The sequence below is a fragment of the Terriglobus aquaticus genome, assembly GCF_025685415.1.
GTDB lineage: Bacteria > Acidobacteriota > Terriglobia > Terriglobales > Acidobacteriaceae > Terriglobus > Terriglobus aquaticus.
Genome location: NZ_JAGSYB010000001.1, coordinates 919,358 through 932,356, shown reverse-complemented (window position 1 = coordinate 932,356; position 12,999 = coordinate 919,358). Strand labels below are relative to the sequence as shown.

At 61.4% G+C, this 12,999-nt stretch carries 9 protein-coding genes; all 9 read left to right on the top strand.

Annotated elements, in window-relative coordinates:
- Nucleotides 1-144 precede the first annotated feature (144 nt).
- The 9 genes from OHL12_RS03985 to OHL12_RS03945 all read left to right on the top strand — a co-directional run bounded on the left by OHL12_RS03985 (nucleotide 145) and on the right by OHL12_RS03945 (nucleotide 12,981).
- Nucleotides 145-1,500: an MFS transporter gene (locus OHL12_RS03985; RefSeq protein WP_263412536.1), complete on the top strand. Its 1,356-nt coding sequence runs from the start codon at nucleotides 145-147 to the stop codon at nucleotides 1,498-1,500.
- 7 nt (nucleotides 1,501-1,507) lie between these two features.
- Complete coding sequence (locus OHL12_RS03980; RefSeq protein ID WP_263412535.1) at nucleotides 1,508-2,698, top strand: ATP-binding protein; 1,191 nt, start codon at nucleotides 1,508-1,510, stop codon at nucleotides 2,696-2,698.
- An 11-nt stretch (nucleotides 2,699-2,709) separates the two neighbouring features.
- Nucleotides 2,710-3,417: a response regulator gene (locus OHL12_RS03975; protein ID WP_263412534.1), complete on the top strand. Its 708-nt coding sequence runs from the start codon at nucleotides 2,710-2,712 to the stop codon at nucleotides 3,415-3,417.
- A 179-nt stretch (nucleotides 3,418-3,596) separates the two neighbouring features.
- Entirely contained in the window at nucleotides 3,597-6,830 is a 3,234-nt protein-coding gene (locus tag OHL12_RS03970; protein WP_263412533.1) for a TonB-dependent receptor, read from the top strand.
- 124 nt (nucleotides 6,831-6,954) lie between these two features.
- Nucleotides 6,955-7,710, top strand: a complete 756-nt coding sequence (locus OHL12_RS03965) for an RraA family protein (RefSeq protein WP_263415070.1) — start codon at nucleotides 6,955-6,957, stop codon at nucleotides 7,708-7,710.
- A gap of 195 nt (nucleotides 7,711-7,905) precedes the next feature.
- Nucleotides 7,906-9,219, top strand: coding sequence for a selenocysteine synthase (locus OHL12_RS03960; RefSeq protein WP_263412532.1), 1,314 nt, complete (start codon nucleotides 7,906-7,908; stop codon nucleotides 9,217-9,219).
- A gap of 44 nt (nucleotides 9,220-9,263) precedes the next feature.
- Nucleotides 9,264-9,776 (top strand): RidA family protein, encoded by a 513-nt coding sequence (locus OHL12_RS03955; RefSeq protein WP_263412531.1) that lies wholly within the window; start codon nucleotides 9,264-9,266, stop codon nucleotides 9,774-9,776.
- Between the two features lie 81 nt (nucleotides 9,777-9,857).
- A complete protein-coding gene (locus OHL12_RS03950) occupies nucleotides 9,858-11,480 on the top strand; it encodes a Cys/Met metabolism pyridoxal-phosphate-dependent protein (RefSeq protein WP_317889799.1) in 1,623 nt (540 codons plus the stop codon).
- Between the two features lie 67 nt (nucleotides 11,481-11,547).
- On the top strand, nucleotides 11,548-12,981 hold the full coding sequence (locus tag OHL12_RS03945) for an amidohydrolase/deacetylase family metallohydrolase (protein ID WP_263412530.1): 1,434 nt from the start codon (nucleotides 11,548-11,550) through the stop codon (nucleotides 12,979-12,981).
- The last annotated feature ends 18 nt before the right edge of the window (nucleotides 12,982-12,999 follow it).

Sequence of the window (12,999 nt, the reverse complement as noted above, 5' to 3'; positions counted from 1 at the left end):
CGTAAGCACTCTCCGAGCTTAGGAGCCAGCTTTCCCGAACGGGTAATGCAAATGCCCTAGGCGAAAGCTGACGATATTTGTTTCCATGCTGGAGTGCGTCCTGCCACCTTCGGTGGCGTTACAGGAGGTGCCTGGAGCAGGTGTATGTCGTTGGTACGAACCAGCCGGGTTCGGATGTTCTTAGCGTTCTGGCTTTTCATTCTGAGCGGTGTCGCATTCCTGGATCGCACCAACATCTCCATCGCCGGGCTGCAAATCATTCATGAATACGGCATCGATAACCAGCGGCTGGGGTGGATTTTCTCGGCATTCCTGATCGGGTACGCCGGCTTCCAAATCCCCGCAGGCATTTTGAGTGCGCGCTTCGGTCCGCGCGTGGTGCTGACCATGGGCGTGCTGTGGTGGTGCATCGCAACGGCACTCACGGCGATGCTGCCGACGACAATCCCGCACACCTTGCTGTGGCTGATCGCGATTCGGTTTCTCTTGGGCGCAGGGGAGGCCGTGGTGTATCCCGCGGCTAATCAATTTGTTGCTCGCTGGGTTCCGCAGCGCGAACGCGGCTTTGTCAACGGCCTCATCTTTGCCGGCGTCGGCGCGGGTAGCGGCCTTACCCCGCCGCTGCTCACGTGGATGATCACCGAGCACGGATGGCGCTCGGCCTTCTGGTTCAGTGCGGGCGTGGGCGCGATCGCCGGAACGGTTTGGTGGGTCTTCGCGCGGGACACACCGGAGCAACACCTGGGTGTTTCGCGCAAGGAGTTGCAGGAGATCCAGGAGGGGCTGTCGTACGACTTGCCCCAGCAGGGACGGGCCGAGGAAAAGGCACCTACCATCTCCTGGCGCGCGATCTTCCACCGCAAAGATTTGGCCGCATTGATGGTCGGCTATTTCAGTTTCGGGTACATCGCGTGGGTGTTCTTTAGCTGGTTTTTTCTCTACATGGCCCAGGTGCGGGGCTTTGACCTGAAGTCGAGTGCGCGCTACGCAATGCTGCCCTTCCTGTGCATGACGATCTTCAGCTTGGTTGGGGGTGTGCTCAGCGACCGGCTCACGAGCACTCGCGGCTTGCGTGTGGGCCGCTGCTATCTCGCTTCGGCTGCCATGCTGGTCACTGCGCTGTTCCTGGTGCTTGGGTCGCAAGTGGCCAGCCCCGTGTTTGCGGGCATTATCCTGGCCGGTGGAGCAGGTGCGCTGTACGTGTCGCAGAGCACGTTCTGGTCGGTTTCGGTAGACATCGCAGGTAAGAGTTCGGGCGTGTTCTCGTCGCTGGTCAACATGGGCGGCCAGCTTGGCGGCGCGTTGACAGCATCGCTGACGCCGTGGATCGCGCAGCGATTTGGATGGACCAGTTCGTTCGGCGTCGCGGCGGTCATGGCGGTTGTCGGAGCTTTGTGCTGGTTCGTCGTGCACCCTGAGCGCGCATTGGAAAATCCGGCTCCCGAAGCGATGCCAGAGCTGAGAAGCCTTGCCAACCCTGCCGGGAGTGTGGTGCGCTAATTGCACCGTGACCAGGTTTGTCCGAACGCTGTTATTGCTGCTGCTATCGCTGGAGGCACTACCCTGCCTGCATGCGCAGGGTAATGCTCCGGGAGCGGCGAGCATCGATGGCTGGTCGTTTGGTAGTGAACTGGCGCCAACTGAGTCTGGCAAAGACACACTGACATTGCAGCCCGGGCATCCGGAACTGATTGTGTTTTTCCATGCCGGCGGTGGACAGCAGGCGCTGCTGCGGCCGCAGATCTTCCGATACCGCCTGACGGGATTATCCGACGACTGGACGGAGACGCGCTCCAGCTCGGCGCACTTCTGGATGCTGTCGCCGGGCGATTATCAGTTTCAGGTGCAGGCTGCGCTGCCGGGCGGTGGGTGGCCATCCCAGATGGCGACATTGCACGTAGTGCAGAAACCGTTCTTCTACCAGACCTGGTACGCGGCAGTCATGGTCTGTGCCTTCCTGATCGCGGTGTGCGTGCAACTGCTGCGGCAACGCGACCAGTTGCTGAAGGGGCAGATGGCCATGGTGCTAGACGAGCGCAACCGCATCGCCAGCGAGTGCCATGACACGCTCATGGCCGGATTCGCGGCGGTGAGCTGGCAGTTAGAGGCTACGTCGCAGCAGATGAGCAACGATGCGCCGGAGCAACGCGAGGCATTGCAGTCGCTGGAACTGGCGCGCAGCATGATGGGGCACTGCCAGGCCGAGGCGCGACGCATCATTTGGGACCTGCGCAACTCCGACCGCATTACGAATCTGCTGTCGGAGTCATTAGCGGATGCCATGGATGCGCACCGCATGCGTGACGACCTGCAGGCCTCGCTGACCGTGGTGGGCGAAGAAGTAAACCTGTCGCCGTCAGCAGTGCACCACCTCACCTGCATCGGTCAGGAGGCGATGACGAACGCGCTGCGGCATGCGGGAGGGTCGTCAATTCAGGTGGAGTTGGAGTACAGCGCAGATTCGTTATCGCTGAGCGTGCGCGATGATGGCTGCGGCTTCGTGGTGCAGGACCGGCAGGTGCGCGCCGGGCACTTCGGCATCTCCGTTATGGAAGAACGTACCCGCAAATTGGGTGGACAACTGCGGCTGACGAGCGCCGTCAACAAAGGAACCGAGGTGGTGGTCACTGTCAAGTTTCGAGGGATTCAGCAACCCTCGGTGCAGCAGCCCGCCGTGGTTCGATGGATCGGTGTGTGACAGGAGCAGAGATGACGATGTGGAATGGACGATCGCATTCGGGAGGCAATGACCTCGATCACGCCACCACGGCGCAAAAGGCGAACACCGCGAAGAACTCCATTCGCGTTCTCCTGGTGGAGGATCATTTCCTGGCGCGCATGGCGTTGCACTCCGTACTGTCGAAGCACAGCTCCATCCAGATTGTGGGCGAAGCGCCGGACGGCGAAACGGGCATTGAGCAGTACGCCCTCTTGCGGCCGGACGTAGTGGTGCTGGATCTGCGGCTGCCGCAGATGAGCGGCTTTGAGGTGATTAGTCGGCTACGCGAGCAATACCGTGCGCGCATCGTAGTCTTGTCGAACTACCAGGGCTCGGAAGACATCTATCGCGCGATGCAGGCTGGTGCCATGGGCTACCTGGCGAAAGACGCCAGCGGTGAGCAGGTGATCCAGGCGCTACAGAGCGTGCATCGTGGGACCCGTTACCTGCCACAGGTCGCGCTGCACCGGTTGGCGGAGCGCATGCCCGGCGTATCGCTCACACCACGCGAATCGCAGGTGCTGCAATGCGTGACGCGCGGCTTTTCCAATCGCGAGATTGCGGAAGAGCTCGGCATTGCCGAGAAAACAGTGAGGATTCACGTAAGTGCGGTGCTCGACAAACTAGGAGCGCGGGATCGCACACAGGCGACGATCTACGCCTTGCAGCGCGGCCTGGTGCACCTGGATCCCGCATAGGTTTCAGCAGGAGCGTCGTTGTAGGCCATATGACCTACAACGAGGCGGGGCATGGGGCCGATGACAGCGGCGTGAAATTCAGGTGACATTGCGGTATCCGTACGACACCGCAGAATCGCTCATTGCGGCGCGAGAAGACTTCGCGTTCAAGAGACGACTTGCGCTGAAAGGAAGTTTCCGTGAACCACAAATTTCTTCGCAGCATCCCGGTCCTGCTCGCCGTTTCTGCGTGTAGTGCGCAGGTCGCCAACAATACCGCCCTGGTTGGAACCGTAACCGACGCCAGCGGCGGCGTGGTCGCGGGTGCCAAGGTAGTCGCCGTCGATCGCGCCACCAAGGTCGCGTACCCCGGCACGACCAACAACGGAGGGTTCTACAACATCCAGTTCGTGCAGCCAGGAACCTACGACGTGACCGTGGAGAAGTCCGGCTACAGCAGGACCCTGGCCAGCGGCGTGCTGGTAACGCTGAACCTGGCCGTGCGTACGGACGTGGAGCTGAAGGCAGGCAGCGAGTCGACCGAGGTGACCGTGAGCGCGGACACCCCCGCCCTTTCGACGGACGATGCTGTGGTTGGCGAAACTCTGCGCGCGGATCAGGTAGCCAACCTGCCCATCGCCGGGCGCCGTGTGCTGGAGTTGGCGGCGACCAACCCGAGCATCATCGTCGGACCCAAAACCAGTTATACCGGAACACCGCCGGGAGCCAACTTCATCGGCGCCGGTACGCGCGAAGTGACGAATTCGCTGACGCTGGACGGCATCACGATCATGAACTCGCTGATCTCCAGCTCGCCCGTGACGCCGAACGCGGACGCGGTGGGCGCAGTGCAGACCCAGACTGGCAACTACACCGCGCAGTACGGCGCCTACATGGGCGTTCACATCAACGTGGACACCAAGGCCGGAACGAACCAGTTCCACGGAACGGTGTTCGATTACGTGCAGAACGATGCGTTCAATGCGCGCAGCTTCCTCGCCAGCCCGACCCAGGCCAAGCCGCGTGTGCGCTTCAACCAATTTGGCGGCGAGATCGGCGGTCCCATCCTCAAGGACAAGCTGTTCTTCATGGGATCGTACGAAGGCATTCGTTCGAATCAGCAGAGCCCGGTCGTCGCGACGTTGATTCCAACGGCCTTCCGCAACGGCGACTTCTCCAGTCTTGGCAAGCCGTTGACCAACCCGGCGACTGGCCAGCCCTACCCGAATAACCAGGTTCCGGTTTCGCCGTTTGCAACGAGATTCCTGCAGTACTACGCGAATCCAACCGTGGGCGGCAACACAAACAACATCACTCAGAACGTGGCGACGCAATTCAACCAGGACCAGACGTTGGATCGCGTGGACTATGCATTCAGCGAGAAGCTGCGCATTTTCGGCCGTTACGATTGGCAAAAGATTGACGGTGTAAATGGCAACATTGTTGCCACCTCCGGCAGTACCACGCCCACCCGCAACCGCAACGGCGTTCTGGGTCTCACTTACCTGATCACCCCAAGGCTGATCAACGACCTGCGGCTCGGTTTCAACCGCTTCAACTCGAACACGCTGAACTACTTCTATAACAACGGCCTGACCCAGGCCGGAACCAACCTGGGCATCCCGGGATTCAACGCAGACACCGCAAACAACAACCCCGGTATTCCGACAGTGCTAATCGGCACCTACCAGGGCTTTGGTGCGGAAGGTACGAACTGGTTCCAGGACGACCGCACTCTGCACGGCTACGACCAGATCAGTTACATGTTCGGCAAACACAACGTGATGGCTGGCGCAGACATTCGCAAGATGTCCATCGGCCGTGCCGCGGGCAACACGCCGCGCGGACAATTCAACTTCAACGGTGGCGTGACGGGTGACGCGGCAGCAGACTTCATCGCGGGCTATGTGTTCCAGACCACGACGCCGGTCTTCCAGGTGAAGGGTTCCGTAGCCGAGTGGCGCAACGGCTTCTTCATCCAGGACAACTGGCAGGCTAGCCAGAAGCTGACGGTTCAGTATGGCGTGCGCTATGAACTGCCGCTGGTTCCCTACTCGCTGAACGGTTACGCCCGCATTCTGAACTCCAGCTACACGGCGCTCATTCCGACCAGCAACGCGACAACCGGCGCGACTTTCGTTCCCACGCCCGGCTTCAAGTTCCACGACTCGAACCTGAACCTGGTCTCGCCGCGCCTGGGCGTTGCTTACCGCGCAAATGAAAAAATTGTCTTCCGCGGCGGCGGCGGCATTTACTACAACCCGAATCACATGAATGCCTTCACGCTGGCGTCGACCAACTTCCCGCTTGCGGCTTCGGTGGTGTACACGCGCAACAACAGCGCGACCGGCAACCTGACGTTTGCGAACCCCACCGGCGGCCAGTCTACTGGGCCAGCGATCGCGGGCATTCCCGGAACGTACGTGAGTGCGTTCACGGACAACAAGTACCTGCCCACACCACGCCTGTATCAGTGGAATGCCGACACCGGTGTGGAGCTGTGGAACGGCGGCGCGTTTGAACTGCAGTACCTGGGCTCCAAGGGCATCTACCTGGATCGCTCGTACTACCCGAACCAGCCGGCCCCAGCAGTAGGGGCGACCAGCAATGCGAACCGTCCCTATCAGTTGTTCGGTCAGATTCGTTCGATCAACAACGACAGCTTTTCCACATACCACGGCCTGACCGCAATCTTCCGCCAGCGCACCTACAAGGGGTTGGATGCGCAGATCGGTTACACGTGGGCGCACAACATGGACACGTCCAACGACGCCAATGGCGGCGGTACGGCTATGATCCAGAACAACCTGCGCGCGGATTACGGCAACTCGAACTGGGATATCCGCAACCGTTTCGTGGGAACCGTGACATACGCTATGCCGGACTTCCACAAGTTTGGCTCGATCGGCAACTCGCTGCTAGGCGGATGGCACGCAAACGCGATCGTGACATTGCAAAGCGGCATCCCGTTCAACGTGTCGATCAGCGATGATCGCGCGCACGTCCTCGGCATTGGAACCCAGCGACCGAACGCCGTAAAGATCGGTACGGCGAACTGCGGCATCGGTACCCGCATCAACGGAACAACCTGCATTGATCGTTCGGCGTATTCCATCCCGCTGGCTGGTACTTTTGGCAACCTGCACCGCAACGACCTGAAAGGACCCGGATTCCGCAACGTGAACTTCTCGCTGTTCAAGGATTTCCAGATCTATGAGCGGCTGAAGATCCAGTTGCGCGCCGAGACGTTCAACCTGTTCAACTCCTCCAACCCCGGCAACCCGAACGCGACGCTACCCAATGCGTTTGCGCCGGTAAACGGTGTGCTCTCGACGACGCCGAACTTCGCCAGTTCGAACTTCGGTACGATCACCAGCACAGCCACCGGCTACACGCCACGCACGCTGCAACTGGCGGGCAAGATCAACTTCTAAACGCGTTCTTTACACGTCGAACTGGTTCAGCCGCCCTCCGCTTACGATGGCGGCTGAACCGTTTCTGAGGGTGTTGTGCGAGCATGGTTGCGACTGAAAGGTTTGAGGTAGAGCTTTGAAGAACGTGCGATCGATGACGTGGGCGTGCCTGAGCGCGGCAGTGTTGCTGGCGGCTGCTGGAACGGTGGCGCTGCACGCGGACACTCCGCTGACCGCGGCGGACTATGCGAAGGACCTGCCGCGCATGCTGGACGCGTACAAGCATGTGGAGGCCGCGTCCGTGAGCGATGCGGAAGAGCAGATCCTGCATGAGAAGCACTACATGAGCCACACCGAGCGCGCGATCTTCCCGGCGAAGTTTGCGGGCGTTGCGCTGACGGTGCTGCTGAAGAAAGAAGAGAACAAGGATCCAAACGCGTTGAGCGGCATGCTGGAGGCGATCGATAGCGGCGGTCCGGGTTCGGTGTACGTGATGAAGGTGGAAGACGGAGCGGACATCGCGGGCATGGGTGGACTGATGGGCACGGCGATGTTCAATCGCGGCTTTACCGGCGCGGTGGTCGACGGTGGTGTGCGCGATATCCCACAACTGACGAAGATCGGCTTCCCTGTGTTTGCGACGGGGCCGGTGCCTTCCACATCCGTGGGGCACTATCGGTTCGGCGGCAAGAACATCCCGCTGGACGTAGCGGGCACGCACGTGGAAGCAAACGACATCATCGTGGCCGACCAGGACGGCGTGGTAGTTGTGCCGCGGTCGCACGCGGCAGAAATTCTGGTGAAGGCGCAGCAGCTCGACTTCAGCGAACACAGCATGTACCCGTACATCGAAAAGTTCCACTCGATCGTGGAAGCGGTGAAGCAGTTCGGGCGGATCTAGCGGCGGCGCTTTTCCGGGCGAGAGTTGTCCGTGTCGGGGGACTGTCCGGGGTTATCTGGCCAACTAGGACAGATGCCCTGTGCAAGGGTTCCCTCGCTTCGATTACAAAGGCGTAACAGCCTTTTGCCTTGAGCGGTTTGTCTGCCCATGCGGCCGGCCGCTCGTTTCTTCCCCGAATTGTCAGGTTGGACCACTGTGCGTTCGTTCCCGTCATTTCGTTTGCACCCGGTAACGCGGCGCGGCTTTGTGGGCGCGCTTGGCGCCCTAGCCGCTTCGCTCAGGTCAGCAGGTGCAGCGGCGCAGACCGCGCCTGCTGCAGCCATTGCGCCCGCCGGCGTGGATTACTACGACGAGCTCGGAGTCACAAAGATCATTAACGCCGCTGGAACATACACGGCGTTGACCGCGGCGTGCATGCCGCCCGAGGTGGTCGAAGCCGTTCGCGTGGCGGCACTGCACCCGGTCAGGTTGCACGACCTGCAGCAGAAGGCCGGCGAGTACCTTGCGCAGCGGCTGCGGTGCGAAGGTGCGGTGGTTACCTGCGGAGCCAGCAGCGCAATCACGCTGGCGACGGCAGCCTGTTTGCAGGCGGCGAACCCGAAGCTGCAGATTACAGATATGCCGCAAAATCTTGGCACCGCGAAGAAGCAGGTGATCGTGCAGCGGGCGCATCGCTACGGCTACGATCACGCGATCTTCACGCCGGGCGCTCGCATCACCGAAGTACTGACCATGGACGACTACAAGCGCGCCTGCGGTGCAGGCGATGCGGTGATGACGAACTTCTTCAACGCCGCCGAAGATGAGATTGGCCCGGAAGGTCCGGCCCAGATCGGCCGCGAGGAATGGCTGCGCGTGGCGCACGATTACGGGATTCCGTGCCACATCGACGCCGCGGCAGACATGCCGCCAATCTCAAACCTGTGGAAGTACACCGGCATGGGGTTCGACCTGGTCTCGTTCTCCGGCGGTAAAGGCATCCGCGGTCCACAGAACGCCGGTGTCTTGCTGGGCAAGAAGCGATTGACCGACCTGGCGCACGCCAACAACAATCCCAACGATGGTGTGTGCCGAGGCATGAAGGTGGCGAAGGAACAGATTGTCGGCATGGTTGCGGCGGTCGACTGGGTCCTGTCGCATACGGAAGAGCAGATGCAGGGCAACTACCAGGAGCGCGCCGACCTGATTGCGTCGACGCTGCGCGGCCTGCCTGGAGTCCGCACAGAAACAGTGACCCCCCACATCGCGAACCACGTGCCGCACCTGCTCGTTCGCGTGGACCCGGCGGTGTCGCGGGTGCCTGCGTCAGCGGTGCTCACAGCCGTGCGCGCAGGAACACCGTCGATCGAGTTAAACCCGAACAGTTGCCGGCCCGCGAACCAGGGTATCCCGTCCGACGCGAATACCTTAGTGGTGGGCGTGTGGATGCTGCAGCCCGGCGAAGACAGAGTGGTGGGCAGAGCATTGCGCACTGCCCTGCTTGGAAACAGCCAACCGACGAAGGCCTGAACTCAACCGCAAAACGATCACGCAACCTAGAGGGAGCGAGCACCATGCAGAAGCAGAGCCGCAGGAATCTGTTGAAAGGCGCAGCGGCGGCAACCGCCGGCGTAGCAGCCATGGCGAAGGTTGAGCCAAGTGCCGAGGCGCAGTCCCCCAACGTGGAGTGGATCAAGAAGATTGTGCACAAGGGCGGACCGCCGGCCTCGGCCCAGGACCAGAAGCCTGCCCCCTCGGCTGCGAAGCCGCCGCTGTTCAACAGCATCGTCACCTTTGGCAACCTGGTATTTCTGGCCGGGGTGGGAGCGCACTTCAAGGGCACCATTGAAGAGCACACCAAGCACGTCCTGGATGAGCTGGAAGAGAACCTGAAGGCCGCTGGCTCGTCGATGGAGAAGGTTCTAAAGGTTAACGTGTACCTGAGCGACCTGGCGAACTACCAACGCATGAATTCGGTGTTCCTGGGACGCTTCGGTGCGGAGCCGCCGGTTCGCACTACCGTCGCTGTCGTCAACGGCGTACCCGGCGATTCGCTCGTCGAGATCGACTGTATCGCTGCCCTGTAGTGTTCAGGAACCCTGCGGGTATGTGCCGGCAGGGTTCATGCTTTCCCGCTGCATTCATGAAGAAAGATGAGGAGTCTTCGCGTGTCCTTGGTCAACGGTCTTACTGCAGGGCGCCTGTCGCGCCGCCAGATGCTGAAGAACTCCGGCATCTTTTCCGCCACGGCGATGCTCGCGCCCATTGCCATGGATGCGCAGAGCGGCGGAGTGGTGGAGCCACAAACCGTCACTACGCTGACGGCGAAAGGAACGCCGACCGACAACCTGTACACGCAGATCGGCGTGCGGCCCATCATCAACGCGCGTGGCACGTTCACCATCATCACCGGCTCACAGTCGCTGCCGGAGGTGAAGCAGGCGATGTTTGAGGCTTCGCGCTACTACGTTCACCTGGACGAGTTGATGCCTGCCGTGGGATCGGAGATCGCGAAGCTGATGGGTGCGCCTTCGGCTATCGTCACCTGCGGCTGCGAAGCGGCCATTGCACTCGCCACGGTTGCCTGCATGTGCGGCACCGATCCCGAAGAGTCGCAGGCGTTTCCCTACATCCGCAAGAAGGACCAGGTGATTATCCCGAAGTATTCGCGCAACCCGTACGACTTCGGCACGCGCATGTCGGGCCCTGAAATTGTGGAGGTGGAGAGCGACGACGAGCTGCGCTCGAAGCTGAGCGAGCGCACCGCCATGATCTACCTGTACTCCGGTCCACGCATGTTCCAGGAGCCGCTGTCGGTCAAGACAGTGTGCGCGATTGCGAAGGAAAAAGGCGTGCCGGTGTTTGTGGATGCCGCCGCTGAAGAGCCTGTCGTGCCTAACATTCACCTGGCCGCGGGCGCAACATTCGTTGGCTACTCGGGCGGCAAGTGCATGCGTGGGCCGCAGACTGCCGGCGTTCTGCTGGGGCCCAAGGATCTGGTCGCCGCCGCGTTCTGGAACGCTGCGCCGCACCACAACTGGGGCCGCGCGCTGAAGGTGGGCAAGGAAGAAGCCATGGGTATGCTGGCCGCTGTGCGCATGTGGTACAAGCGCGATCACGACGCCGAGCAGAAGCAGTGGCTGCAGTGGGACCAGGCCATCGCCGACGCGGTCAAGAGCATTCCGACCGTGACGACCGAAATCAAGATGCCGTCCGAAGATCTGTCGAACCGCGCGCCAACGCTGCGCATCAAGTGGGACGGCAGCAAGGTAGGCATCACCGGCACCGAGCTGGTGGAGAAGCTGGACAAGGGCACGCCCCGCATCTTGGTGGATGGCGGGTCGGGCATGCGGCCGGACCACATGGAATCGTCCGTCGGCATCATGCCGTACATGCTGCAGCCAGGTGAGTACAAGGTGGTGGCGGAGACGATCGCTCACTACCTGAAGAACCCGGGCGAGGTGCCGAAGGTGCCCGTGTACGGCGGACCGGCGGCCAAGCTGGACGGCCGCTGGAACGTGGAGGTTCATTACAACCTGGGTGTGGGCCATCAGGTCTTCACGCTGCAGCAGCAGGGCGATAAGATCACCGGCGAGCAGAAGGGCGAGATCTACACCACGAAGATCGCGGGCGAGGTGAAGGGCGATCACGCCTTCCTGAACTCGGTGATGAAGGCGAACGGGCAGGATGTGCGCTTTAGTTTCAGCGGGGCGGTGAGCGGCAACACCTTCTCCGGCGACGTGAACCTGGGTGAGTACGGCAAGGCGACCTTCACGGCGACGCGGGCGTAACGCGTCGCCTGCAAAGGCCCAAGGCAAAGGCGTAGAACGGTAAGAGACAGAACTGGGAGTGAGCTTGATGCGTTCGGTGTGTGGCGTGGTTGGCAAGTGGATGTGTGCAGCGCTGCTGTTGAGCGCTGCGGCGGTGCGAGCGCAGGAAGGCCCGGTTCGCGGTCCGGCTCTGCCGCCGAATCCCCTGCCCTACGATCTCCTCCTGACTAATGGCCACGTGCTGGATGACAAGAACCACGTCGACATGAGTGGCGATGTTGGCATCAAGGACGGCAAGATCGCCGCCATAGGCGCACACCTGAATCCGAAGGACGCGCTGAAGACTGTTGATGTCCAGGGCTACTACATCACGCCCGGCCTCATCGACCTGCACACGCACGTGTACACCGGTACCGGCGAGAAGAACTCCTACGCCGGCGACCTGTCTGTGATGCCCGATGGCTTTACGCTGCGCAATGGCGTGACCACGATCGTGGACGCGGGCAGCTCTGGCTGGCGCAACTTCGACGACTTCAAAGACCGCATCATCGACCGCAGCCGCACCCGCGTTCTCGCCGAACTGAACATCGTCGGCTCGGGCATGCGTGGCGCCAAGTACGAAGACAACCTGGACGACATGGACGGCAAGCTGACCGGCGAAAAGGCGCTGAAATTTCCGGGCGTGATCGTCGGCATCAAAAGCGCGCACTTCACCGGGCCGGAATGGAAGCCGTACGACCAAGCGCAGATCGCCGAGGACATCGCGCACATCCCTGTGATGATCGACTTTGGTGCGAACCGCATTGAGCGTCCCCTGCTGCAATTGGTCGAGAGCCATCTGCGCCCCAGCGACATCTACACCCACTGCTTCAGCGGTCTGCGCAACGAGCAGGACCCGCAGACCGGCGGCCCGTCCAAAGCGTTGCTGGTCATGCGGCAGCGTGGCATTTACTGCGACGTGGGCCACGGGGGCGGCAGCTTTGCCTGGACGGTAGCGAAGCCGATCGTAGCGTCAGGCTACAAGCCGGATTCCATCTCGACCGACCTGCACGTTGGGTCGATGAACAATGGAATGAAGGACCTGCTGAACGTGGCAGACAAGCTGCTGGTGCTGGGCGAGACGGTCCCAGAAGTGATCGCGCAGATGACCTCGCATCCGGCGCATGAGATCCGGCAGGAGCAGTACGGCAACCTCTCCGTCGGCGGCATTGCCGACGTGGCTGTGCTATCCGTCGATCACGGCAACTTCGGGTTCGTGGATATGTACAACACCAAGATGATGGGCACACAGAAGCTGGTGTGTCAGATGACCGTGAAAGACGGCAAGATCGTGTACGACCTGAACGGTCTTTCCGCAGACATGTGGGACGCTACGAAGCACAGCGCGGACGAGCGGCAGGCGAGGCGTTGGACAGTGTTCAGCGAACGGCCCTTTGGCGCCACTCGCGGACAGCGGTTCCCCACCTCGACGCCGGTGAACGCGCCGCCGCAGGTGCAGGACAAGGCGATCCCGAAGAAGTAGCAAGAGCGGTATACAGAC

Bases quoted from the DNA above. Each gene is read 5' to 3' on its own strand.
- OHL12_RS03955 (WP_263412531.1), top strand. From the start codon at position 9,264: ATGCAGAAGCAGAGCCGCAGGAATCTGTTGAAAGGCGCAGCGGCGGCA.
- OHL12_RS03945 (WP_263412530.1), top strand. From the start codon at position 11,548: ATGCGTTCGGTGTGTGGCGTGGTTGGCAAGTGGATGTGTGCAGCGCTG.
- OHL12_RS03985 (WP_263412536.1), top strand. From the start codon at position 145: ATGTCGTTGGTACGAACCAGCCGGGTTCGGATGTTCTTAGCGTTCTGG.
- OHL12_RS03975 (WP_263412534.1), top strand. From the start codon at position 2,710: ATGACGATGTGGAATGGACGATCGCATTCGGGAGGCAATGACCTCGAT.